This is a genomic window from Sphaerisporangium sp. NPDC088356, assembly GCF_040685555.1.
Classification (GTDB): Bacteria; Actinomycetota; Actinomycetes; order Streptosporangiales; family Streptosporangiaceae; genus Sphaerisporangium.
This window is the reverse complement of sequence record NZ_JBFBIK010000038.1, coordinates 38,935-62,440: the sequence shown is the minus strand read 5'-3', so window position 1 is coordinate 62,440 and position 23,506 is coordinate 38,935. Positions and strand designations below refer to the sequence as shown.

General features: G+C 72.0%; 20 protein-coding genes. 11 read left to right on the top strand and 9 right to left on the bottom strand.

Annotated elements, in window-relative coordinates; genetic code table 11:
• Positions 1-13 precede the first annotated feature (13 nt).
• The 3 genes from AB0O34_RS16785 to AB0O34_RS16775 form a co-directional block, all read right to left on the bottom strand.
• A complete protein-coding gene (locus AB0O34_RS16785; protein ID WP_363916298.1) occupies positions 14-865 on the bottom strand; it encodes a serine/threonine-protein kinase in 852 nt (283 codons plus the stop codon).
• A 43-nt stretch (positions 866-908) separates the two neighbouring features.
• Entirely contained in the window at positions 909-2,405 is a 1,497-nt protein-coding gene (locus AB0O34_RS16780) for a serine/threonine-protein kinase (protein WP_363916297.1), read from the bottom strand.
• A 68-nt stretch (positions 2,406-2,473) separates the two neighbouring features.
• Positions 2,474-4,954, bottom strand: a complete 2,481-nt coding sequence (locus tag AB0O34_RS16775) for a protein kinase (RefSeq protein WP_363916296.1) — start codon at positions 4,952-4,954, stop codon at positions 2,474-2,476.
• Positions 4,955-5,311: 357 nt separating this feature from the next.
• Between AB0O34_RS16775 and AB0O34_RS16770 the strand changes: the two genes are divergently transcribed.
• Positions 5,312-6,319: a chorismate mutase gene (locus tag AB0O34_RS16770; protein ID WP_363916295.1), complete on the top strand. Its 1,008-nt coding sequence runs from the start codon at positions 5,312-5,314 to the stop codon at positions 6,317-6,319.
• Positions 6,320-6,409: 90 nt separating this feature from the next.
• Positions 6,410-9,931 carry a DNA polymerase III subunit alpha gene (gene dnaE, locus AB0O34_RS16765; protein ID WP_363916294.1) on the top strand — a complete coding sequence of 1,174 codons (3,522 nt, stop codon included), beginning with the start codon at positions 6,410-6,412 and terminating at the stop codon, positions 9,929-9,931.
• 21 nt (positions 9,932-9,952) lie between these two features.
• On the opposite strand, the gene AB0O34_RS16760 is transcribed toward dnaE, so the two are convergent.
• Both AB0O34_RS16760 and murA read right to left on the bottom strand, forming a co-directional pair.
• Positions 9,953-12,268 (bottom strand): transglycosylase domain-containing protein, encoded by a 2,316-nt coding sequence (locus AB0O34_RS16760; protein ID WP_363916293.1) that lies wholly within the window; start codon positions 12,266-12,268, stop codon positions 9,953-9,955.
• 125 nt (positions 12,269-12,393) lie between these two features.
• A complete protein-coding gene (gene murA / locus AB0O34_RS16755) occupies positions 12,394-13,698 on the bottom strand; it encodes a UDP-N-acetylglucosamine 1-carboxyvinyltransferase (RefSeq protein ID WP_363916292.1) in 1,305 nt (434 codons plus the stop codon).
• A 117-nt stretch (positions 13,699-13,815) separates the two neighbouring features.
• Between murA and AB0O34_RS16750 the strand changes: the two genes are divergently transcribed.
• Positions 13,816-14,349, top strand: coding sequence for a hypothetical protein (locus tag AB0O34_RS16750; protein ID WP_363916291.1), 534 nt, complete (start codon positions 13,816-13,818; stop codon positions 14,347-14,349).
• A 55-nt stretch (positions 14,350-14,404) separates the two neighbouring features.
• On the opposite strand, the gene AB0O34_RS16745 is transcribed toward AB0O34_RS16750, so the two are convergent.
• Complete coding sequence (locus AB0O34_RS16745; RefSeq protein WP_363916290.1) at positions 14,405-15,808, bottom strand: amidase; 1,404 nt, start codon at positions 15,806-15,808, stop codon at positions 14,405-14,407.
• 100 nt (positions 15,809-15,908) lie between these two features.
• Positions 15,909-16,409: a Cys-tRNA(Pro) deacylase gene (ybaK, locus tag AB0O34_RS16740; protein ID WP_363916289.1), complete on the bottom strand. Its 501-nt coding sequence runs from the start codon at positions 16,407-16,409 to the stop codon at positions 15,909-15,911.
• A gap of 100 nt (positions 16,410-16,509) precedes the next feature.
• Between ybaK and hisD the strand changes: the two genes are divergently transcribed.
• From hisD to hisF, 8 genes are all read left to right on the top strand, one after another.
• Positions 16,510-17,814, top strand: coding sequence for a histidinol dehydrogenase (gene hisD, locus AB0O34_RS16735; RefSeq protein WP_363916288.1), 1,305 nt, complete (start codon positions 16,510-16,512; stop codon positions 17,812-17,814).
• Positions 17,811-18,971 carry a histidinol-phosphate transaminase gene (locus AB0O34_RS16730; protein WP_363916287.1) on the top strand — a complete coding sequence of 387 codons (1,161 nt, stop codon included), beginning with the start codon at positions 17,811-17,813 and terminating at the stop codon, positions 18,969-18,971. Before hisD ends, AB0O34_RS16730 begins: the two co-directional genes overlap by 4 nt.
• Complete coding sequence (hisB, locus tag AB0O34_RS16725) at positions 18,968-19,588, top strand: imidazoleglycerol-phosphate dehydratase HisB (RefSeq protein WP_363916286.1); 621 nt, start codon at positions 18,968-18,970, stop codon at positions 19,586-19,588. The genes AB0O34_RS16730 and hisB overlap by 4 nt, the downstream gene beginning before the upstream one ends.
• Positions 19,585-19,740 carry a hypothetical protein gene (locus AB0O34_RS16720; RefSeq protein WP_358560088.1) on the top strand — a complete coding sequence of 52 codons (156 nt, stop codon included), beginning with the start codon at positions 19,585-19,587 and terminating at the stop codon, positions 19,738-19,740. Before hisB ends, AB0O34_RS16720 begins: the two co-directional genes overlap by 4 nt.
• Positions 19,741-19,783: 43 nt before the next feature.
• Positions 19,784-20,428, top strand: coding sequence for an imidazole glycerol phosphate synthase subunit HisH (hisH, locus tag AB0O34_RS16715; RefSeq protein WP_363916285.1), 645 nt, complete (start codon positions 19,784-19,786; stop codon positions 20,426-20,428).
• 115 nt (positions 20,429-20,543) lie between these two features.
• Positions 20,544-20,882 (top strand): hypothetical protein, encoded by a 339-nt coding sequence (locus AB0O34_RS16710; protein ID WP_363916284.1) that lies wholly within the window; start codon positions 20,544-20,546, stop codon positions 20,880-20,882.
• A gap of 2 nt (positions 20,883-20,884) precedes the next feature.
• Complete coding sequence (gene priA / locus AB0O34_RS16705) at positions 20,885-21,607, top strand: bifunctional 1-(5-phosphoribosyl)-5-((5-phosphoribosylamino)methylideneamino)imidazole-4-carboxamide isomerase/phosphoribosylanthranilate isomerase PriA (protein WP_363916283.1); 723 nt, start codon at positions 20,885-20,887, stop codon at positions 21,605-21,607.
• Positions 21,604-22,374 carry an imidazole glycerol phosphate synthase subunit HisF gene (hisF, locus tag AB0O34_RS16700; RefSeq protein WP_363916282.1) on the top strand — a complete coding sequence of 257 codons (771 nt, stop codon included), beginning with the start codon at positions 21,604-21,606 and terminating at the stop codon, positions 22,372-22,374. Before priA ends, hisF begins: the two co-directional genes overlap by 4 nt.
• 32 nt (positions 22,375-22,406) lie before the next feature.
• On the opposite strand, the gene AB0O34_RS16695 is transcribed toward hisF, so the two are convergent.
• Together AB0O34_RS16695 and AB0O34_RS16690 are read right to left on the bottom strand one after the other, a co-directional pair.
• Complete coding sequence (locus AB0O34_RS16695; RefSeq protein WP_363916281.1) at positions 22,407-22,568, bottom strand: hypothetical protein; 162 nt, start codon at positions 22,566-22,568, stop codon at positions 22,407-22,409.
• Between the two features lie 199 nt (positions 22,569-22,767).
• Positions 22,768-23,403, bottom strand: a complete 636-nt coding sequence (locus tag AB0O34_RS16690; RefSeq protein WP_363916280.1) for a TIGR03085 family metal-binding protein — start codon at positions 23,401-23,403, stop codon at positions 22,768-22,770.
• Positions 23,404-23,506: the final 103 nt, after the last annotated feature.

The following is a 23,506-nucleotide window of genomic DNA, read 5'->3' as shown; positions in this document are numbered from 1 at the left end:
GCCATATTTCGTGTTATTGGCGATCTGTACGGCTGCCCGTCGCCACCATGCGCAGGTAGCCCTCCGCCTCCGAGGCCGTGAGCCGCTCGGCCGGGTCCTTGCGGAGCAGGCCCATGAGGACGGGGCCCATCGGCCCCGCCAGGCGCAGTGGCGCGGGCGGGTCGTGCATGACCGCGCCCAGCGTCGCGAGCGGGTTGCCCCGCTGGAACGGCGAGCGCCCCTCCGCCGCGACGTACAGCGTCACGCCGAGCGACCACAGGTCCGAGGCCCGCGACGCCTGGCCGCCTGCGGCCCGCTCCGGCGCGATGAACGCCGGGGTGCCGATGAGCGTGCCCGTACGGGTGACGGGGGAGTCGTCGTCCAGGGTGGCGATGCCGAAGTCGGTGAGCACGGCCCGGCCGCTCTCGTGGGCGAGCAGGACGTTGTCGGGCTTGACGTCCCGGTGCAGCACTCCGGCCTGATGGGCCGCGCGCAGAGCCGCGAGCACCTGCAGGCCGATCTCCGCGACGCGGGCGGGCGGAAGCGGTCCCTGGTCGCGGACCACGGCGCCCAGCGTCTCGGACGGCACGAGCTGCATCACGATCCACGGGTGCCCGCTCTCCTCGAACACGTCGTAGACGGTGGCGACACCGGGGTGGCTCACCCGTCCCGCGGCGCGTGCCTCCCGGAAGGTACGCAATGAGAAGATCTCGCGTTCTGGGCCGGTGAGCTCCGGAGGCGCGATCAGCTCCTTGACGGCGATCTCGCGGCCGAGTATCTCGTCATGGGCCCGCCAGACGGTGCCCATCCCACCTCGGCCGATCAGTTCAAGCAGACGGTAACGGTCTGCCACGACTCGGTCTGTGACCTGGGAGGAATCCGGCATGTGAGGCCAGCTACCCCAATTGTCGGGTCACATGCGCCCATATTCAGGATGGGCGGAAACTCTTCGCAAACCTATCGAAATAGGCAGATTCTTCTTCCCAGTCGTCCTGGACGGTGTGCAGATAGATCGCGACCTGCCGCCCGTCCGCCGTGGTGAACAGCCGGTCGAAGACGTGGAAACGGGCGGCCCCCTGCTTCCAGCTGAACTCCCAGTCGGCGGCCGGCCGCCCCTTGAAGGTCATGGACCGCAGGGCCAGCAGCTCGTAGCCGGGGAGGTTGCCCTTGGCCAGGGCCTGCTTCTCGACGTCACGCAGGGCGGTGAGCGGATCGCCGTCGGTCCAGGCCGTCAGGTCGACCAGCAGGTAGCTGCGCGAGCCGGGAGGCCGGAACCACACGCGGGCCTGCTTCCGGTTGTACGACGCCCAGTCGTCCGGCAGGGCCAGGGAGAAGCCCAGGGGGTCGATGTGGGTGCCCCAGCCACCCGGAAGCGCGGGGACGGGGGTGCGCGAGGGGGGCGGGGAGGGCGGGGAGCTCGTCGGCACGGCGGCCGACGAGGTGACCGTGGGAGACGAGATCGGCGTGGAGGGCCCGGCGGCGGTGCCCGCGAGCTCGTGGTAGCCGTACCAGCCTGCCACGGCGATCACGGCCAGGAGCAGCAGCGGCAGGCCCACGACCAGCGCCGGCCGGGACCCCGGCGAGCGACGGCGCCGCGCCCGCCCCGGGGGCCCGGCCGCCACCCGGCGTAACGCCTCGGCCGCGTCGGCGGCGGTGATGCGGTCTTCGGGCTCCTTGCGCAGCAGCCCCTGGATCACGGGGCCGAGCGGCCCGGCGAGCCGCGTGGGCTCGGGCTGCTCGTTGAGCACGGCCGCCATCGTGGGCACGGCCGCGCCCTTGTCGAAGGGCGGCCGGCCCTCCACGGCGGCGTACAGCGTCGCGCCGAGGGACCACAGGTCGGACTGCGGGATGGCAGGATGGCCGCGCAGCCGCTCGGGCGGCATGAACGCCGGGGTGCCCGAGAGGCTGCCGGTCGTGGTGAGAGCCGTCTCCTCGGGCATCGTGGCGATGCCGAAGTCGGTCAGCACCACCCGGCCGTCGTCGGTCAGCAGGACGTTCTCGGGCTTCACGTCACGGTGGAGGACCCCGGCGGCGTGCGCCGCGCGGAGCGCGCCGAGGATCTGGGTGCCGATGTCGGCGACCGAGCGGGGATCAAGGGGACCGCCCGTGCGCAGGACCTCGCCCAGGGAACGGGACCGGACCAGCTGCATGACGATCCAGGGACGGCCGTCCTCCTCGATGACGTCGTGGACGACGACCACCGAGGGATGGTCGAGGCGCCCGGCAGCTCGCGCCTCGCGGATGGTGCGGCGGTTGAAGGCCACGCGGTCGTCCTCGCTGATCGCGCGGTAGAGCACCTCCTTGACCGCGACCGGCCGGTCGAGAAGCTCGTCGTGGGCCAGCCAGACCACGCCCATACCGCCACGGCCGATCGCCTCCAGCAGGTGATACCTGCCGGCGACCCGGCGCTGCGTCTCCGCGGTCACGTCGCCCCGCCCCTCCTTCGCCCGTTCCCGCATCGTCCCATAGCCGGGGCTTGACTGGAGCGTGACCTTTACTTGGCGGGCTTGAAGGTCGCGGCGAGGGTGTCGAAGAGCTTTTTCTTCTTCTTCCAGTCTTCGTCCTGGGTCTTGAAGAGCAGCGCGTAGCCGTTGTTCTTGTCGGTGACGAAGCCGCGGTCGATCACGCGCGACCGGAACCGGCCGTCGCCGAAGGTGAACTCCCAGTCGGCAGCGGTCTTCCAGTAGTCCTTGACCTCTCTGATGGCGACCAGGTTGTAGCCGGGGAAGTTCCGGCTCATGCCCGGCACGTCGCGCCGCCAGACTTTCAGGGCGTCCGACTCCGGGGTGGAGGTGTGGTGGACCTCCAGGTAGGTGTGCGTGTCCCCGCGGAAGCGGACCTCGCCGTTGCCCCTCCCGTCCACGCGCCATCCCTTCGGCAGCGCGAGGGAGAACCCGCTGGAGTGCTTGTAGTCGTGCCAGCCCTTCGGGACGTCCCCGGGGCCAATGGCGGTCGGCTTGGGGCTGGACGACGGCTTCGCCGTCTCGGTCGGCGAAGGGGAAGAGGAGGCCGACGGCGCGGGGGAGGCGCCCGAGGACGGCGCCGCCGAGCCGCCGGTGCCGGAAGGAGCCGTCGCCGGCGTCGAGGCGTGCCCGCCGGTCGCCGACGCGCCGCCGGAGGGCGTGTCGGCATTCCGCACGCCCAGCCACAGGGCGATGCCCGCCACGACCACGACCACGGGAACGGCCAGCAGCACGATGCGCGGCATGGGCACCCGGCGGCGTCCGGAGTCGCCGCCCTCGTCGTCGCCGGGCGACATGGGGATCAGCGCCGGCTCCACCGAGGTGGCGGCGGGCCCCACCGAGGTCGACTCCGCAGTGAAGGCGCCGGGGCCGTCCGACGCCGCGGACGGGGCGTAGGGCCGCTTCCGCGTCTCCGGTCGCGTCTCCGCCTCGCCGCTTCTCGGCTGCCTCGGGATCCGCGTCGGCCGGTGCGCCTCGTACGGGTCGGGGGCCGCCACGGACGCGGCGGACGGCCGGGCACGCTCCTCGGCCGGCTCCACCGGCCGCGCGGACGCCGGCGGCTTCACGGGCTGTACGGGCGCGGAGGGCTTCTCGGAGGCGGGGGTCGCCCGAGCCAGGGACGCGGCCTCCTCGGCCTCGTGGACCTCCTCGGCGGGGGCCTCAAGCCGATCGACGGCCTCCTGCGCGTGGACGGCGTCCTGTTCCTGGCCGGCGCCCTGCTCGCGGGCCAGGCCCTGCCCGGCGGCCCCGGCGAGCTCGCGGGGCTCATCCGGCTCGGCGGGCGTGCCGGACGGCGGGGCGCCCGCGCCCGGCGTCGCGGCGTCGCGGCGCGGCTCCGCCCGCTTGGACGCGGGAGTCTCCTCGAATGCGGGAGCCCCCTTCGGCTCGGGCGTCTCCGTGGACGCCGGAGGCTGCTTGGCGGCCGGGGCCTGCTTGAGCGACTGCATCTGCCCCAGTGCCTCGGCCCGCTCGCGTGCGTCCGCGGGGGCCGGGGGCCGCCCGTCGGCCTCGCCGCGACCGTACGGGGTCCTGGGCGCGGGGACCTCCGCCGCCGGCGCGTCCGCCGCGCCCGGCCGGGGAGCCTCGGGCCGCTGATTCGGCCGGGCGCTCTCGCGGGGCTGCCTCGGCTCCTTCGGCTGCTTGCGCGGAGGGCTGGTCGCGGGCATGGGGAGCGGGGTCGCCGGCAGCGTGCGCTGGCTGGTCATGGGGGCCGAGGAACGGTCCTCGGCGATGCTCCGCAGCATGCGTTCGGCCTGGTCGGCGGTCAGTCGCTCGGAGGGGTTCTTCTCCAGCAGGCCCGTCAGGACGGCGCCGAGGCGCCCGGCGCGCAGGGCGGGCTCGGGCTCGTCGTTGAGCACGGCGTGCATGGTCGCCATCGCCATGCCCTTGTCGTGCGGCGGCCGGCCCTCGACGGCGGCGTACAGCGTGGCGCCGAGCGACCACAGGTCGGACTCGCGCTGGGCGGATTGTCCCCGGAGCCGTTCGGGGGCGATGAACGCGGGCGTGCCGACGAGCCCGGTGCGGGTCATCGTCGTGTCGGTCTCCATGCGGGCGATGCCGAAGTCGGTCAGCACCACCCGGCCGTCATCGGTGAGGAGCACGTTCTCCGGCTTGACGTCGCGGTGCAGCACCCCGGCGGCGTGGGCGTGGCGCAGCGCCTCCAGGATCTGGAGCCCGATCTCGGCCGCCATGCGCATCGGCATCGGCCCGTCGTCGCGCATCACCTGCCCGAGGGACCGGGAGTCGACCAGCTGCATGACGATCCACGGGCGGCCGTTCTCCTCGATGACGTCGTGCACCACGACGACGTTCGGGTGCGACAGCCGCCCCGCCGCCCGCGCCTCGCGCAAGGTGCGGCGGTTGAGCTCGGCCACCTCGTCGTCCTGCGGGTCACCGGGATAACGGACTTCCTTGACGGCGACGGCGCGATCGAGCAGCTCATCGTGGGCGCGCCACACGATGCCCATGCCACCGCGGCCTATCGCCTCCAGTAGCTGGTAGCGGTTGGCCACGCGGCGCCCCTGCTGCGGTCCACCCGGCCGTGCTTCCGACATCACCCGCCGCTACCCCCTTCCAGGCGAATGAATCGTCCCACAGAGGTGCGCACGTGCAAACGCGGCCTCGGGCATGCCGTCCCGGTATCTGAGATCCGGCGTCCACCAGGTGGCGCCCGCCTGATAACCTCAGTGCCATGACTTGCTGTTTCATGTTCATCCGGCCCGGTTGCGGGAGGGCCGGTCGCCGTCACATGATCTAGCGGCCAACCGGAGCCGGCAGAGGGCGGAGACGAGGGCGTCTCTGCCTTTTCGTCGTTCCAGACCCCCGCCGGCTCGCGGCCGTCGCGGCCGGCGCCCACAGAGGGAGCCGACATGTCATCCACCGGCCAGCCGGGCACGCACACGGTACGGATCGGGAGCGTCACCGTGGGGGACGGCCCTGCGGTCGTCGTGGTGGGCGTGGCCGATCCCGGGACGGAAGCCGGCGTGCGGTGGCTGAGCCTGCGCGGCGATCATGAGGCGACCACGGACGGGCAGGGCCATGGAGCCGGCGCGATCACCGAGGCGAGAGCCGGGTGGGAAGGGCCGCTGCTGGTCGAGCCGGCCTCGGCCGGTGACCTTCCCGCGATCGCGGAGCACGCCGACGGGGTGGTGGCCGGGACGCACGACCTGCCGCTCGTACGGGCGGCGGCGAGGCTCGGCCTTCCGGTCGTCCTGTGGCGGGGCCCGGAGACCTCCCTGGAGGACTGGCTGGACCTCGCGGACCACTGCGCGGCCGAGGGCGACCAGGGCGTGATCCTTTGCGAGGGGGGCCGCAGGGATCCGGCCGACCTGGCACTCCTGCGGGCCGCGAGGCCGAGGTCGGGACGCCCGGTGCTCGCGGCGCCCGGCGAGGACGCGGGGCTGGCGGGCGCGGCGGTGGCCGCGGGAGCCGACGGCCTGTGGCTGGCCCCGGACGCCTCCCCGCAGACCGTCGCGGCCGCGCGCGAGGCCGTGACCGTGATCGGCGCGCTCGTACGCCAGGAGGCCCCCGCGACACTGGAGGCGGCGCGGGGCGCCATCGACCGCGTCGACGCGGCGCTCGCGGTGCTGCTGGAGCGCAGGGCGGCCCTGGCGGGCACCGTGCAGAGGCTCAAGCCCGTCGGCGGGTTCGCCGGGCGGGACATGGAACGCGAGCGCCGCCTGGTCGCCGCGATGGCCCGCCGGGCGCCCCTTCTCGGGGAGGCGCGGCTCGCGCCCATCATGAACGCCGTCATCGAAAGCGGCCTGCACCTCGCCGAAGAGCTCAGGGGCGACACGCGCGACGATGGGCGGGAACCGGCGCAGGAGGGCGCGCGGCGCGACCAGGCGCTCGCCGGCCGGAGCCCGGATCACGATTGAGACCGGTGGGCCGGGTGTGCCGCGAGAGGGTGCCGGCACGGCGTAGGCTCTCATCCGCCGCACCGGATTTAGGGGAGAGGGACGGCCCGCATGGCTGATTCGTTTGTGCATCTGCACGTTCACACCGAGTACTCCATGCTCGACGGTGCGGCGCGGTTGAAGCAGATGTTCAAACAGGTCGGCGATCTCGGGATGCCCGCCATCGCGATCACCGACCACGGCAACATGCACGGCGCCTACGACTTCTACCGGCAGGCCACCGGGGCCGGCATCAAGCCGATCATCGGCATCGAGGCCTATGTCGCCCCGGCGTCCCGCCACCAGAAGAAGCCGGTGCTGTGGGGCGAGCCGCACCAGAAGCGCGACGACGTGTCGGCGGGTGGCTACTACACCCACATGACCATCTGGGCGAAGAACGCCAAGGGCCTGAGCAACCTGATGAAGCTCTCCTCGCGCGCCTACACCGAGGGCTTCGTCCGCAAGTGGGCCCGCATGGACGCCGAGCTGCTCGCCGAGCACTCCGAGGGTCTGATGGCCACCACCGGCTGCCCGTCGGGCGAGGTGCAGACGCGCCTGCGCCTCGGGCAGTACGACGAGGCGCTCGCGGCGGCGGCCCGGTTCCAGGATCTGTTCGGCAAGGAGAACTACTACCTCGAGATCATGGACCACGGGCTCGACATCGAGCGCCGGGTCCGCGAGGGCCTCACCCGCATCTCGGCGGAGCTCGGCATCCCGCCGCTGGTCACCAACGACTCGCACTACACCTACGAGTCCGACTCGACCTCCCACGACGCGCTCCTGTGCATCCAGACCGGCAAGCAGCTCGCCGACCCCGACCGGTTCCGCTTCGACGGCAGCGGCTACTACATCAAGAACGCCGACGAGATGCGGGCGGTCGACTCCTCCGACCTGTGGGCCGAGGGCTGCCGCAACACGCTGCTGGTCGCCGAGAAGGTCGACCCGAGCGGCATGTTCGGTTTCAAGAACCTCATGCCGACCTTCCCGCTGCCCGAGGGGGAGACCGAGGAGGGCTGGTTCCGCAAGGAGATCGCCCGGGGCATGGCGCGCCGGTTCCCCGAGGGCATCGACGAGGAGCACCAGCGCCAGATCGACTTCGAGATGGGCGTCATCCTCCAGATGGGGTTCCCGTCCTACTTCCTCGTGGTCGCCGACTTCATCATGTGGGCCAAGAACAACGGCATCCGGGTGGGTCCCGGCCGTGGCTCGGCGGCGGGCTCGCTCGCCGCGTACGCGCTGGGCATCACCGACCTCGACCCCCTGCCGCACGGCCTGATCTTCGAGCGGTTCCTCAACCCCGACCGCGTCTCCATGCCCGACGTCGACATCGACTTCGACGAACGTCGCCGGGCCGACGTCATCAGGTACGTCACAGAGAAGTACGGCGCCGACAAGGTCGCCATGATCGCCACCTTCGGCACCATCAAGGCGAAGGCCGCCATCAAGGACGCCGCGCGCGTCCTCGGCTATCCCTACGCCCTCGGCGACAAGGTGTCCAAGGCCTTCCCGCCCGCGGTGATGGGCAAGGACATCCCGCTCTCCGGCATCTTCGACAAGGAGCACCCGCGTTTCGGCGAGGCGGGCGAGCTGCGCAAGCTGTACGAGGAGGACGTCGACGTCAAGGCGGCGATGGACCTCGGCAAGGGCCTGGAGGGCCTGATCCGCCAGACCGGCGTGCACGCCGCGGGCGTCATCATGTCGGCGGACGTGCTGACCGACTACATCCCGATCATGCGCCGCGACTCCGACGGCGCGATCATCACGCAGTTCGACTACCCGACCTGCGAGACGCTCGGCCTGCTCAAGATGGACTTCCTGGGCCTGCGCAACCTGACGATCATCGACGACTGCCTGAAGATGATCCAGGCCAACACCGGCAACCTGATCGACCTGCTGGACCTGCCGCTGGACGACCCGAAGACCTACGAGCTCCTCGGCCGGGGCGACACCCTGGGCGTGTTCCAGCTGGACGGCGGCGGCATGCGGTCGCTGCTGCGGCTGATGAAGCCCGACAACTTCGAGGACATCTCCGCCGTCGGCGCGCTCTACCGCCCGGGGCCCATGGGCGCGAACTCCCACACCAACTACGCGCTGCGGAAGAACGGCCAGCAGGAGATCACCCCGATCCACCCGGAGTTCAAGGAGTCGCTGGAGGAGATCCTCGGCACCACCCACGGCCTGATCGTGTACCAGGAGCAGGTCATGGCCATCGCGCAGAAGGTCGCCGGGTTCTCGCTCGGCAAAGCGGACCTTCTGCGCCGCGCGATGGGCAAGAAGAAGAAGGCCGAGCTGGACAAGCAGTTCGAGTCCTTCGAGCAGGGCATGAAGGACAACGGCTACTCCGACGTCGCGATCAAGACGCTCTGGGACATCCTTCTCCCGTTCTCCGACTACGCCTTCAACAAGGCCCACAGCGCCGCCTACGGCCTGGTGTCCTACTGGACCGCCTACCTCAAGGCCAACTACCCCGCCGAGTACATGGCCGCGCTGCTGACCTCGGTCAAGGACGACAAGGACAAGTCGGCCCTCTACCTCAACGAGTGCCGCCGCATGGGCATCAAGGTCCTCCCGCCGGATGTCAACGACTCCGACTTCGACTTCACCCCGCGCGACACGGACATCCGGTTCGGCCTGTCGGCCATCCGCAATGTCGGCGGCAACGTGGTCGACGGCATCATCTCCGCGCGCAAGGAGAAGAGCCGCTTCACCGACTTCAAGGACTTCCTGCGCAAGGTGCCCGCGATCGTCTGCAACAAGCGGGTCATCGAGTCGCTGATCAAGGCCGGCGCCTTCGACTCGATGGGCCACGTCCGCAAGGGCCTGGTCATGGTGCACGAGCAGGCCGTCGACGCGATCATCGACATCAAGAAGAACGAGGCCATCGGCCAGGACTCGCTGTTCGGGGCGATCGACGGCGCCGAGGACCAGACCTTCGACGTGCAGATCCCGCCCGGCGAGTGGGACAAGTCGACCCTGCTGGTCTTCGAGCGCGAGATGCTCGGCCTGTACGTCTCCGACCACCCGCTGTTCGGGGTCGAGCACATCCTCTCGGGCGGCGCCGACTGCTCGATCGCCGCCTTGCAGGCCGAGGAGCGCCCTGACGGTCAGGTCGTCACGGTCGGCGGCATCCTCACCGGCCTGCAGCGCAAGGTCACCAAGAAGGGCGACACCTGGGTGCTGACCACCCTGGAGGACCTCGAAGGCGCCATCGAGGTCATGATCTTCCCGTCGGCCTACCAGCTCTGCGCCACCGTGCTCGCCGAGGACGCCATCGTCTTCGTCAAGGGCCGGCTGGACAAGCGTGAGGACGTCGCCAAGATCGTCGCGATGGAGGTGACCGCGCCCGACCTGTCGGTGGAGTCGGGCGGCCCGCTGGTGGTCAGCCTCGCGCTGACGCGGTGCACGCCCCCGGTGATCGGCCGCCTGAAGGAGGTGCTGAGCACCCACCGGGGCAAGACCGAGGTCCATCTCCAGCTGCACAACGGCCCGAAGACCACCGTCATGCGCCTCGACGACCGGCTCAGGGTGACGCCGTCGCCCGCCCTCATGGGCGACCTCAAGCAGCTCCTCGGCCCCGCCTGCGTCGGAGCCTGACATCCCCTGTGGGGGGTGAGGTCACCAGGCCTCCCGGCTTCGTGCGGGCCGGTCCGGCGCCCATCGTTCCTCAACGCCCCCCGGCCAGGGCTCCCGGTACTCCCTCACCCGGCGCCGCGGGGCCCACGGGTCCTCCTCCGGCCTGATCCAGAAGGGGTCCCACCCGTCCTCGTCGGCGGACCGGCGCGAATGGCGGCGGAGCCGGCGTTCCCGCCCCTCGCCCTCCTCTCCGGCCTCCAGCCGGGGGTCGAGGAGCTGGTCCTCGGGCTTCAGCCCCGGAGTCGAGCCGCCCCCGAACCGCCCCATGTCGGGCGCCGTGAACGAGGTCGCCGGGATGTAGCGCAGCGCCGCGTCCATCGACTCGACCCAGATGGGCCCGGGCAGGGAGGCCCCCTGGACGCCGCCGTAGGACTGGCCGCCGATCTCCACATCGGTCAGCGGGTACTTGTAGGCGCCCCTGATGTCGCCGACGCTGACGGCCGCGGCCAGGTCCGGGGTGTAGCCGGCGAACCAGGCCGAGGTGTAGCCGTTGTTGGTGCCCGTCTTGCCCGCGGCGGGCCTGCCGATGCTCTGCCCCTTCATCGTGCCCCTGGTGAAGACCCCGGACAGGATGTGGTTGACGGCGTCGGCGACCTCCTGCTCGATGGCGTCCGTGCAGCTGGGCGAGATCGCCGTGCGCCTGCCGCGCCGCTCGGAGATCTCCAGGATGGCCATTGGGCGGCAGTAGCGGCCACGGGCGCCGAACGCCGCGAAGGCGGCCGCCACCGTCACCGGGTCCATCTCGTTCACCCCGAGGGTGAAGGTCGGCACCTCCTTGAGCGGCTTGCCGTCCGCCCTGACGATGCCCAGCGACCTGGCCGTGCGCACCACGTCACACAGCCCTACATCGCGCTCCAGCATCATGTAGAAGATGTTGACCGACTGCCACGTGCCGGTGGACAGGCTGTGCGGGCCGCCTTTCCCCTCGCCGCCGGCGTTGTGGACCACCGAGTCGGGGTCGTTGACCTTCTTCCCCTGGCAGTTCTTGTACCCAGAGGAGGGGACGAAGCTGCCGGGGGTGTCGAAGCCCTGGTCGAACCGCCAGCCCTTCGCCAGGGCCGTGGCCAGCGTGAACGCCTTGAACGTCGACCCCGCCTGGAACCCCTGCCCGCCGCCGTGCGCGGTGTCGGCGGGCAGGTTGTAGGTGGTCTTGGGGCCGTCGTTCCTGTCGCCGGGGTTGATCCCGTACTGCTTGCTCGCGGCCAGGGCGCGGATCCGTCCCGTGCCCGGCTCCACCATCGCCTCGGCGGCCACGTCGTTGTCCTTGGCGTGCACGTGCGCGGAGATGGCCTTCTCGGCGGCGCGCTGCGCGGTGCGGTCGAGGGTGGTCCTGATCACCAGGCCGTCGCGGTACAGGCGGCGCTCGCGCTCGGCCCGGGTCTGCCCGAAGGCGCGGTTGGTCGCGATCTCCTTCTGCACGTACAGGCAGAAGAACGGGAACTCGCTCTCCGAGCACCCGCCGGGCTCGGGCCGCAGGTTCAGGGCCAGCGGTGCGGCCTTCGCCGCGTCGGCCCTCACCTGCGGGATCATCCCGAGCTGCGCCATGCGGTCGAGCACGAGGTCACGGCGTTCCAGCAGCCGCCTCTGGTGCACCTCGCCGAGCGTCGGGTCGGTGAAGTACGGCGTGCGCACGGCCCCCGCCAGGGTGGCGGCCTGGGCCGGGGTCAGCGCGGCGGCGGAGGTGCCGAAGAACCGCTGCGCCGCGGCCTGCACGCCGAACGCGCCCCCGCCGAAGTAGGCGATGTTGAGGTACCGCACGAGGATCTGGTCCTTGGTGTACTTCTTCTCCAGCCCCATGGCGTACCGCAGTTCCTGGAGCTTCCTGCGGATGCTGGGGGCGCGGGCCATGTCCCGCTCGTTCTCCGAGTGGGCGTTCTGCAGCAGGATGTTCTTCACCAGCTGCTGCGTCAGCGAGGACCCGCCCTGCCGGATGCTGCCCGCCTTGGTGTTGGCGATGATGGCCCGCAGGGTGCCCTTGAGGTCGAGGCCCGCGTGCTCGTAGAACCGCGAGTCCTCGATGGCGACCATCGCCTTGAGCATGATGGGCGCGATCTTGCTGATGTCGACCGACTGCCGGTTCTGGACGTAGAACTGGGCGAACTGCTTGCCGTCCTTGTCGAGCAGCCGGGTGCGCTCGGGCAGCGGGGCCTCGCGCAGCATGGCGGGCACCTCGAAGAAGTCGTGCGCGGCGCTCCGCGTGAGGATGCCCGCGCCGCCGACCGCCGGGAGCGCGACGGCCGCGGCCAGCAACCCGCCGGCCACGCCCGCGACGCCGAGCGCCGCGATGCTCACCGCCACCGGACGCTCCCGGGTGCGGCGCCGCGTGGACTCGCCGCCGGGTGTTCGGCGGCCGTCGGATCCCGAGGTCACGGGGATAGAAGTGCGACCGAGGGAACGTCGGCAAACGCCCTACCGGGGAATCTTTACGCTTCCCGGTTGATCTTCAACCCAAGTGAGGTGAACTGGTCGAAAACACGGTGATACCCGCGCTCGATGTGGTGGACGCCCCGCAGCGTCGAGGTGCCCTCGGCGACGGCCGCGGCCAGCACCCCGGAGAACCCGGCGCGGATGTCGGGCAGGGTGACGTCGGCGCCCCGGAGCTTGGAGACGCCCCTGACGACCGCGGAGTGCCTGGCGTTGGTGTCGTGGTAGCGGCACGCGGGCCCACCCAGGCACACGTCGAAGATCTCGATCTCGCAGCCCATCTTCTGCAGGGCGGGCACATAGACGAGCCGGTTCTCAAAGACGGTCTCGTGCAGGACCGACATGCCCTCGGCCTGCGTGAACAGCACCATCAGCGGCGTCTGCCAGTCGGTCATGAAGCCGGGGTGGGTGTCGGTCTGCACGGCGGCGGCCCGCAGGCCGTTCGGCGCGGAGGCGGTCAGCCAGTCGTCGGTGATGTCGAACGTCGCGCCCATGCGGGCGAGGGTCGTGATGGCGGTGACGAGCCGGTCCTGCGGGCAGCCGTGCACGCGGACCTCGCCGCCGGTGATGAGGCCGGCCACGAGGTAGGAGAAGGCCTCGATGCGGTCGCCCGCGAGCCAGGTGGACGCGCCGCGCAGGCGCTCGACGCCCTCGATGACGATGCGGCGGTCGGGGCTGAGCTCGATGCGTGCGCCCATGCGCTGCAGGAACAGCGCCAGCTCGACCACCTCGGGTTCGGTGGCCGCGCCCTTGATGACCGTCTTGCCCTCGGCGAGGACGGCCGACAGCAGGATCGTCTCCGTCGCGCCGACGCTGGGATAGGGCAGCTCGACGCGAGTGCCGCGCAGCCGGGTGGCCTTGGCGAAGATGCCCGTGTCGCGCACCTCGACCTCGGCGCCCATCGCCCGGAGCGCCTCGACGTGGAAGTTGACCGGCCGCCGCCCGATGGGGTCGCCGCCGACGAGCGGGACGTACGCCTCACCGGCCAGATGCAGCAGCGGGCCGAGCATCAGGATCGGGATGCGGTTGAGCCCGGTGAAGGCCTCCGGCACCCGGGGCCTGATCTCGGGGCCGCGCTCCAGGGTGATCTCACCCCCGTTGATGTCGACCTCGATGCCGAGCGCCTCCAGCATGGCGGCCGTGATGCCCACCTCGCCCACCTCGGGGGCGTTGTGCAGCGTGCTCGGGCCGATGCCGAGCATCGCGGCCACCATGTGCTTGGACACCGCGTTCTTCGAACCGCGTACTTCGACGTCCCCCCGCAGAGGTCCGGACGACTCGATCAGCCATACCTCTTCGCTCACGGGGGACAGCCTAACGGGGGCCCGGGCGTGCCAGGAGGCGCGGTGGCGGGGCTTACCTCGATAGCATGTGCGGATCCGTACGCTGGTACAGGGACGCGTGACAGGCGAGGTGATCGGGTGCGGCATCTGCGGGACTTCGGGCTGACGGTGGTCGTGCTCGCCCTCATGGGCGTGGCGGCGGGATTCTGCTGGTCGGCGCTCGCCCCCCGCACGCCGTACGTCATCACCAAGACCGGCCCGGAGCTGACCGACCCCACCACCCAGTCCCTGATCGCGGCCGACGGCTGGTTCGTGGTCGTGACGGGCGTCGCGGGGCTGGTCTGCGGTGTCGTGGCGTACGTGCTCGCGCGCAAGGGGCGCCCGATCGCGCTGCTGGCCGGGCTCGCGGTGGGCGGCCTGCTCGCGGGCTTCCTCGCGCTCAGCGTCGGCACGTCCCTGGGCGGCTCGATGGTCCAGGCGGCGGCGCCGCGCTCGGCCGGCATCGGGTCCACGGTCGACGTGCTCGGCGTCACGGCGCGCGGCGTGCTGCTGAGCTGGGCGCTGGTCGCGGTAGTGATCTTCGGCATCCTGGAGTCCGTCGACGGCCGCGACACGCCGGAGCCGGCGACCGGCGCGGGCGGCGTCGGCGAAGAGCGCGACGGGGGCCGCTAGCGCGATCCCGCGTCCGCCCCGGCCGGCGGCCGGGCGTGGTCCCGCGTGTGCCGGGCTAGCGGCCGAGCGCGGGGCGTCTCGCCCCATGGCCGGTCGCCCGCTCGAACGCGTGCGCGGCCTTGAGCACCGTGAGGTCGTCCCACGGCCGCCCGACGATCTGCACGCCGACGGGCAGGCCGCCCGGGGTGAACCCGCACGGCACCGAGGCCGCGGGGGCGTGCAGGACGCTGATCCAGTACGCCGACCGCATCCACGCCAGGTAGTCGGGCATCGGCGTGCCCGCCACCTCGGTGACGTACGGCTGGTCGACCGGGAAGGGCGGCACCTGGCTGACCGGGGCGATCAGGATGTCGTGGTCGTCGAAGAAGGCGTTCACACGCTGGAACAGGCGGCTGCGCAGGCGCTCGGCGCGTGCCAGGTCGGCGCCGGTGACCTCGCGTCCGCGCTCGATGTTCCAGGCGACGTTCGGGCCGACCTGATCGGCGGGGAGGTCGCCGAACGCGCTCGCGTAGTACCAGGCGCGGTAGGTGCGGAACGCCTCCTCGGCGCCCGCGAGGTCGATCTCGACCTGCTCCACCTTGGCCCCGAGCCCGGCCAGCACGCCCGGCGCCCGCGCCGTCACGGCGGCCGTCTCCGGGTCCACGGGCAGCCCGCCGAGATCAGGGCTCCAGGCGACCCGCAGGCCCGCCAGGTCGCACTCCAGAGACCCGGCGAAGGCGGAGCCGTCCTCCCTGACGGCGAACGGCGAGGTGGGCGCGAAGCCGGAGATGACGCTCATCAGCAGCGCGGCGTCGCCGACGGTCCGCGCCAGGGGCCCCGACACGCCGAGCGTGAACCAGGCCGAGGTCGCCGAGGCGTCGGGTACCCGGCCAGGGGTCGGCCGCAGCCCCACCACGTTGCAGAACGACGCGGGGTTGCGCAGCGATCCGCCCATGTCGGAGCCGTCGGCCAGCGGCACCATGCCCGAGGCCAGCGCGGCTGCGGCCCCGCCGCTGCTGCCGCCCGCGCTGCGGGTGAGGTCGTAGGGGTTGCGGGTGGCGCCGAACACCTCGTTGACGGTGTGCGAGCCGGTGCCGAACTCCGGCGTGTTGGTCTTGCCGACCGTGATCGCCCCCGCGGCCCTGGCGCGCCGGACCACGAGCGCGTCGGCCTCGGGGACGTGGCCCGCGAAGATCGGCGAGCCGTACGTCGTGCGGATGCCGGCCGTGTCCGTGAGGTCCTTGTAGGCGATGGGCAGGCCGTGCAGCGGGCCCCGCCAGTGACCGCGGACGAGGCCGTCGTCGAGCGCGCGCGCCTCGGCGAGCGCCTGGTCGGCGACCAGCGTGACGACCGCGTTGACCTCGCCGTTGACCTCGTCGATCCGCCGGAGATGGGCCTCGGCCAGCTCGGCCGCGCTGATCTCCCTGGCGCGCAGCAGGTCCAGCATCTCGGTGGCGGACAGGTAGAACAACTCGGTCACTCTTGCTCCTTCGGGCACGCGGGGCCTGGTCTTATGGCAGTTGACGCCAGTCTGGTCACCCGAATCGCGGGAAGGCGACGGCAAGGGTTGCCAAGCGTGGTCAGGGCGCCTTGCCGATGGGAGCGGTGGTCGCCCGGGTGAGGCGCACCAGCTCGGCGGGGGCGGTCTCGATCTGCAGCCCGCGCCGGCCCGCCGAGAAGAAGATCGTCTCGAACTCCAGCGCGGAGGAGTCGATCACGGTGGGCAGGGCCTTGCGCTGTCCCAGCGGGCTGATGCCGCCGACGACGTAGCCGGTGACCCGCTCGACCTTGGCCGCGTCGGCCATGGCGGCGCGCTTGCCGCCCAGGGCGGAGGCGAACGCCTTCAGGTCGAGCTTGCCGGATACGGGCACGACCGCGACCGCGAGCCCGGTCTCGACCTCGGCCACCAGCGTCTTGAAGATCCGCTCGTACGGCAGGCCGAGCGCGTCGGCGGCCTCCTCGCCGTAGGCCTGGGCGCTTGGATCGTGATCATAGGGATGGAGGGTGAAGCCGACCTCGGCCCTGGCCAGCGCCACGGTGGCGGGAGTGCCCTGGCCTCCCTTGTTCTTCGTCTTGCTCACGGCCCCAGCTTAACGACAAGTTAAAATCTACAATGTAAAGGCGTCGTCCGAATGGCGGACTGGAACCGGATCGGGGCGCGACCCTCCGTAGACTGGACCGGTGATATCCCGTATCGACCTGCGCGGGTCCCTTCCGGACGACCTGCGCGACGTGCTGCCCCGCGCCGAGCTCGACGTGGAGGCCGCCCTTTCGAAGGTGCGGCCCATCTGCGACGACGTGCGCCATAGGGGAGTGGCGGCCGTGCGGGAGCTCACCGCCCGGTTCGACGGCGTGGAGCTCGGCTCCACCCGCGTGCCCGCCGAGGCTCTCACCACCGCGCTCGCCGAGCTCGACCCGGCCGTGCGCGCCGCGCTGGAGGAGTCGATCCGCAGGGCGCGCCTGGTCCATCGTGACCAGCGCAGGACCGACACCACCACCCAGGTCGTCCCCGGCGGCACGGTCACCGAGCGGTGGGTGCCCGTCGACCGGGTCGGCCTCTACGTCCCCGGCGGGCGCGCGGTCTACCCGTCGAGCGTCGTGATGAACGTCGTGCCCGCCCAGGAGGCGGGGGTGGCGTCCCTGGCGGTCAGCTCCCCGCCGCAGGCCGGCTTCGGCGGGCTGCCCCACCCGACCATCCTCGCGGCGTGCGCGCTGCTCGGGGTCGAGGAGGTGTACGCCGTGGGCGGCGCCCAGGCCGTGGCGATGTTCGCCTACGGCACCGAGGAGTGCGCCCCGGTCCGTATGGTCACCGGTCCCGGCAACATCTGGGTCGCCGCCGCCAAGCGCCTGCTCAAGGGGCGCGTCGGCATCGACTCCGAGGCGGGCCCGACCGAGATCGCCGTGCTCGCCGACGACACCGCCGACCCCGCCCACGTCGCCGCCGACCTGATCAGCCAGGCCGAGCACGACGTGATCGCCGCCGCCGTGCTGGTCACCACCAGCGAGAAGCTGGCCGAGGCCGTCGAGAAGGAGCTTCCCGGGCAGGTCGCCGCCACGCGGCACTCGGAGCGCATCGCCGAGGCGCTCGCCGGCCCGCAGTCGGGCATCGTGCTGGTGTCCAGCCTCGACGACGGGGTGCGCGTCGTCGACGCCTACGCCGCCGAGCACCTGGAGATCCAGACCGCCGACCCCCACGAGGTCGCCGCCCGGGTCCGCAACGCCGGCGCCGTCTTCATCGGCCCGTACGCCCCGGTGTCCCTTGGCGACTACCTCGCCGGCTCCAACCACGTGCTGCCGACAGGCGGCTGCGCCTGCCACTCCGCGGGCCTTTCCGTGCAGACCTTCCTGCGGGGCATCCACGTGGTCGACTACACCCGTGACGCCCTTGAGGAGGCCGCGCCGCACGTGTACGCGCTGTCGGAGGCCGAGGACCTCCCCGCGCACGGCGCCGCGGTCCGCGCCAGGTTCGGCGGGGGGTCCCGGTGACCTCCCTGAGCCCTGGCAGGGCCGCGCGCCTCGATGACCTGCCCATCCGTGACGACCTGCGGGGGCGCTCGCCGTACGGCGCGCCCCAGATCGACGTGCCGGTCCGGCTGAACACCAACGAGAACCCCTACCCGCCGTCTCCCGGCCTGGTCGCCGACCTGGCCGAGGCCGTGCGGCGGGACGCCTCGGAGCTGAACCGCTATCCCGACAGGGACGCCGTGGCCCTTCGCGAGGACCTCGCGGCCTACCTCGGTCACGGGCTCACGGCCGGCCAGGTGTGGGCGGCCAACGGCTCCAACGAGGTGCTCCAGCAGATCCTCCAGGCGTTCGGGGGTCCCGGCAGGTCGGCGCTCGGCTTCGAGCCGTCGTACTCCATGCACCCGATCATCACGACCGGCGCCTCCACCCGGTGGATCTCCGGCTCCCGCGAGGACGACTTCGGCGTCGACCCCGGCAAGGCCGTCGCCGCCATCGAGGAGCACCGCCCCGACGTCGTGTTCCTGACCAGCCCCAACAACCCGACGGGCACGGCCCTGCCGCTCGCCGTCATCGAGCGGGTGGTCGAGGCCGCGCCGGGCATGGTCGTGGTCGACGAGGCGTACTTCGAGTTCGCCCGCACCGGCACGCCGAGCGCCCTGAGCCTGCTGCCCGGCAACCCGCGGCTGATCGTCACCCGCACCATGTCCAAGGCGTTCGCCATGGCGGGCACGCGCCTCGGCTACCTGGCGGCCGACCCTGCCGTGATCGAGGCCCTGCTCCTGGTGCGCCTGCCGTACCATCTGTCGACGCTGACCCAGGCCGCGGCGAGGGTCGCGGTCGCGCACCGCGACGAGCTGCTCGGCACCGTCGACCGGCTGCGCGCCGAGCGCGACGCCTGTGTGGGGTGGCTGAGGGAGCGCGGCCTGTCCGTGGCCGACTCCGACGCCAACTTCGTGCTGTTCGGCCGGTTCCCCGACCGCCGCGCGGTCTGGGAGGCGCTGCTGGAGCGCGGCGTGCTGATCCGCGAGGTCGGCCCGCCCGAGTGGCTGCGCGTCTCCGTCGGCACCGCGGAGGAGATGGCGGCCTTCCGCGAGGCCATGTCCGGCGCCCTGGCCGAGTCCCGAGTAACCCCCGCGCCCGGCAGGCCCGCGCGCGACGACCTGGAGGAAATCCTGTGACCAGTCCCGCCGCGGGCGAGCCGAGGCCGAGGACCGGCCGCGTCGAGCGTACGACCAAGGAGACCTCGGTGCTGGTGGAGGTCGACCTCGACGGCACCGGGAGGGTGGAGGTGTCCACCGGCGTCGGGTTCTTCGACCACATGCTGGCCCAGCTCGGCAAGCACGGCCTGTTCGATCTGACCGTGAAGACCAATGGCGACCTGCACATCGACTCGCACCACACCATCGAGGACACCGCTATCGCGCTGGGCGCCGCCTTCCGCGAGGCACTGGGCGACAAGTCGGGCATCCGTAGGTTCGGGAACGCGTCCTGCCCGCTCGACGAGTCGTTGGCCGAGGTGACGGTCGACCTGTCCGGCCGGCCCTACCTGGTGCACTCCGAGCCCGAGGGCATGGCCCCGATGATCGGCCCCGAGTACGACACGACCCTCACCCGGCACATCCTGGAGTCCTTCGTCGCGCAGGCCGCGATCTGCCTGCACGTGCGCGTGCCGTACGGGCGCAACGCCCATCACATCGTCGAGGCGCAGTTCAAGGCCCTCGCCCGCGCGCTGCGCGAGGCCACAGAGCGCGACCCGCGCGCCACGGGCGTGCCCAGCACCAAGGGCGTCCTATGAGCTCGAACTGGACCGCGGTCGCCATGGTCTTCATCGGGCTGTTCATGCTCGGCGGCATCTACTCGTTCCTCAAGCAGGGGCTGAAGATCGGCGCCGTCGTCCTCGGCGTGGGCGCCGTGCTCGCGATCACCGCGGGGGTGCTGTGGTGGTGAGCGCCGCCGTCCTCGACTCCGGCACCCGCATCCTGGGGGTGGTGTGATGACCAAGGTCGTCGTCCTCGACTACGGCTCGGGCAACCTGCGGTCGGCCGAGCGGGCGCTCGCCCGCGTCGGCGCCGAGGTGACGGTGACCGCCGACTTCGACGCCGCGATGGACGCCGAAGGGCTCGTCGTCCCCGGGGTCGGAGCCTTCGCGGCCTGCATGGCCGGGCTGAAGGCCGTGCGCGGCGAGCAGATCATCGGCCGCCGCCTGGCCGGCGGGCGCCCGGTGCTCGGCATCTGCGTCGGCATGCAGATCCTGTTCGCCGAGGGCGCCGAGTACACCGAGGAGGGCCTCGGCCACGACGAGGGCTGCGGCGAGTGGCCCGGCGTCGTCGAGCGGCTCGACGCGCCCGTCCTGCCGCACATGGGGTGGAACACCGTCCAGGCGCCCGAGGGGTCGGCGCTGTTCGCCGGGCTCGGCGACGCCACGCGGTTCTACTTCGTGCACTCCTACGGCGTGCGCAAGTTCGAGCTGGAGGCCGGTCCCGGCTTCACCCAGCCGCTGGTCACGTGGGCCGAGCACGGCGTGCCGTTCGTCGCGGCGGTGGAGAACGGCCCGCTCATGGCGACCCAGTTCCACCCCGAGAAGTCCGGCGACGCGGGCGCGGTGCTGCTGAAGAACTGGCTGGGCACGCTGTGAGCTCCCGAACGACGTCCGGCCGCGCCGTGGTCTTACCCGGGCGGGTCCGGCGCGCCGTGGTCCCCCTCAGGCCGGCCCGGCACGCCGCCACCCGTCTTCCCGGCTAGGGGCCCGCATGAGCAAGGAGCGAGCGCGCCGCCGCGCCGAGCGTGAGGCCGAGCAGGCGCGGCAGGCCGCCGCGCGCGCGAGGCGCGAGGAGCGCAGGGCCCGGTGGCGCGGGCTGCGCGGCCGGCTGGCCGCGCTGGTGCCGAAGCCGATCAGGGTCGCGCGCCAGGGCGGCCTGATCGCCAGGCGCCGGCGGGCGCAGAACTCCGTCGTCGCCGTGCTGTTCGTGCTGGTGCAGGCGGCCTCCTGGCTGCTGCTCAGCGGGTGGGCCGCCCGGCTGGGCGTCCTGGTGTTGTCCCTTCTGCTCTTCCCGGTGCTCGTCACCGTCGTATTCGACCGGAGGTCGTAACAATGTCGCTGGTGCTGTTGCCCGCAGTGGACGTCGCGGACGGCCAGGCAGTGCGCCTCGTGCAGGGTGAGGCGGGTACGGAGACCTCGTACGGCGACCCGCTCGCCGCCGCTCTCGCGTGGCAGCAGGCGGGCGCCGAGTGGGTCCATCTGGTCGACCTGGACGCCGCCTTCGGCAGGGGGTCCAACCGCGAGCAGCTGGCGTCCGTGGTGGGCGCGCTGGACGTCCACGTCGAGCTGTCCGGCGGCATCCGTGACGACGCGTCGCTGGAGGCGGCCCTCGCCACGGGGTGCAGGCGCGTCAACATCGGCACCGCCGCCCTGGAGGACCCCGCCTGGTGCTCGAAGATCATCGCTGAGTACGGCGACCGCATCGCGGTCGGCCTCGACGTGCGGGGCACCACGCTGGCCGCCCGTGGCTGGACCAAGGAGGGCGGGGACCTGTGGGAGGTGCTCGACCGGCTGGAGTCCGACGGCTGCCCGCGTTACGTCCTCACCGACGTCACCAAGGACGGCACCCTGCGCGGGCCGAACCTCGACCTGCTCCGCCAGGTGTGCTCCCGCACCGACAAGCCCGTGATCGCCAGCGGGGGCGTCTCCTCGCTCGACGACCTGCGCGCGCTGTCCACGCTGGTCCCGGACGGAGTCGAGGGCGCCATCGTCGGCAAGGCGCTGTACGCGCAGGCGTTCACGCTGGAGGAGGCTCTCGCGGCGGTGAGGGCATGACCGTCGCCGTACGCGTCATCCCCTGCCTGGACGTCGACGCCGGCCGGGTGGTCAAGGGCGTCAACTTCGAGAACCTCAGGGACGCGGGCGACCCCGTCGAGCTGGCGCGGCGCTACGACGCCGAGGGCGCCGACGAGCTGACGTTCCTCGACATCACCGCTTCCTCGGGCGACCGGGAGACCATGTTCGACGTGGTCCGCCGCACGGCCGAGCAGGTGTTCATCCCGCTGACCGTCGGCGGGGGAGTGCGGTCGGTCGACGACGTCAACCGCCTGCTCCGCGCCGGCGCGGACAAGGTGTCGCTGAACACCGCCGCGATCACGCGCCCTGAGCTGCTGACCGAGGCGTCCCGCCGGTTCGGGGCCCAGTGCGTCGTGCTGTCGGTCGACGCGCGGCGCGTCGTGGACGGCCCGCCCACCCCCTCGGGCTTCGAGGTCACGACGCACGGCGGCCGCCGGGGCACGGGCATCGACGCCGTCGAGTGGGCGCGCCGGGGCCAGGAGCTGGGCGTGGGCGAGATCCTGCTGAACTCCATGGACGGCGACGGCACCAAGGGCGGGTACGACCTTCCGATGATCCGGGCCGTGCGCGAGGCCGTGACCGTGCCGGTCATCGCGAGCGGCGGGGCGGGCGCGCTCGACGACTTCCCTCCGGCCGTGGACGCGGGGGCCGACGCGGTCCTCGCCGCGAGCGTCTTCCACTTCGGTCAGCTCAAGATCTCCGACGTCAAGGACACCCTGCGCGAGGCCGGGCATCCCGTGAGGTAGCGCCACCGGGGGGCGCGGGGCCGCTCAGCTCATCAGTGAAGCAGCTTGGAGAAGAACATGGCGAGCTGCCCCGCGCCCGAGCTGATCCCCGTGGCCATGCCCCTGACCGCGGTCGCCGCCTCGGCGGGCCGGGAGTACACGTAGAAGACCGCGAACGCGATGACGAGGTACAGCAGTACCTTCTTGGTCTTCATCGGATCGCCTCTCCCGTGGTTCCAGTGACGTGGTCCTACCCGAAGCGCGGACTGGCCGATCTCCGGAATCGGTCACGCGGCGGCCTTGAGATGATCATAGTCAGGGCATGACCGTCCTATCCGCTGTGCGACGGACACCCGTGATACGCGCCCCAACGGATGCGGGGCCCGGGTGGTTGCAGGGATGGGGCCGCTGGTGTCAGAGGCCCAGCTTGGCGCCGCGCAGCCGCTCGATCGAGGCCTCGTCGCCCTCGTAGGTCACCCGGGCGTGCTCCTGGCGGCCGAAGGCGAACAGCAGCAGCTCGGCCGGCTCGCCGGTCACGATCACGTGCGGCTCGGCCTTCTTGCCCCCGGCCTTGCGCCCGTCGGTACGGCGGAGCACCACGCCGACGGGTGACTTGCGGAGCATCAGCCGCGCGCCTCCCGAGACCCTCTTCCACATGACCTCCACCAGGTCGGCGGGCAGCTCGCGGGGCTCCCAGCCGGGCTGGGCCCGCCGGACGTCCTCGTGGTGGACGAAGAACTCAAGCGTGTTGACCGCCGCGTCGAGGCCGGGCACCAGGCCGTACGGCGACCATCGGGGCGGGCCCTGGCGCACGTCGTCGACCAGCTCGCGGTAGGGCTTACCTGCCTTGACCTTGTTCTGCACGGACTCGGTGTAGCCCGCCAGAGGCTTGATGGCGATGCCTCCGGCGGCGTCAGGCCGGCGCTCGCGGACGACCAGGTGGGCGGTGAGGTCGGCGGTCGTCCACCCCTCGCACAGTGTCGGGGCCTCAGGGCCCAGACTGTCGAGGAGATCACTCAGGGCTTCGCGCTCGGCGCGTGCGTGCGTCACCCTGATCACCCTACAAGGGGGGCCCCGGGGGCGACCCGGCACTATAGGGGTGGGAATAAACGGCTTGCACCGGATGATAGGGATTGAGGCGGACGTTCCCCCC

What these genes read in the sequence shown, in the direction of transcription:
- AB0O34_RS16785 (WP_363916298.1), bottom strand. Translation starts at nt 865, where the DNA reads ATGCCGGATTCCTCCCAGGTCACAGACCGAGTCGTGGCAGACCGTTAC.
- AB0O34_RS16770 (WP_363916295.1), top strand. Translation starts at nt 5,312, where the DNA reads ATGTCATCCACCGGCCAGCCGGGCACGCACACGGTACGGATCGGGAGC.
- dnaE (WP_363916294.1), top strand. Translation starts at nt 6,410, where the DNA reads ATGGCTGATTCGTTTGTGCATCTGCACGTTCACACCGAGTACTCCATG.
- AB0O34_RS16720 (WP_358560088.1), top strand. Translation starts at nt 19,585, where the DNA reads ATGAGCTCGAACTGGACCGCGGTCGCCATGGTCTTCATCGGGCTGTTC.
- AB0O34_RS16710 (WP_363916284.1), top strand. Translation starts at nt 20,544, where the DNA reads ATGAGCAAGGAGCGAGCGCGCCGCCGCGCCGAGCGTGAGGCCGAGCAG.
- priA (WP_363916283.1), top strand. Translation starts at nt 20,885, where the DNA reads ATGTCGCTGGTGCTGTTGCCCGCAGTGGACGTCGCGGACGGCCAGGCA.
- hisF (WP_363916282.1), top strand. Translation starts at nt 21,604, where the DNA reads ATGACCGTCGCCGTACGCGTCATCCCCTGCCTGGACGTCGACGCCGGC.
- AB0O34_RS16695 (WP_363916281.1), bottom strand. Translation starts at nt 22,568, where the DNA reads ATGAAGACCAAGAAGGTACTGCTGTACCTCGTCATCGCGTTCGCGGTC.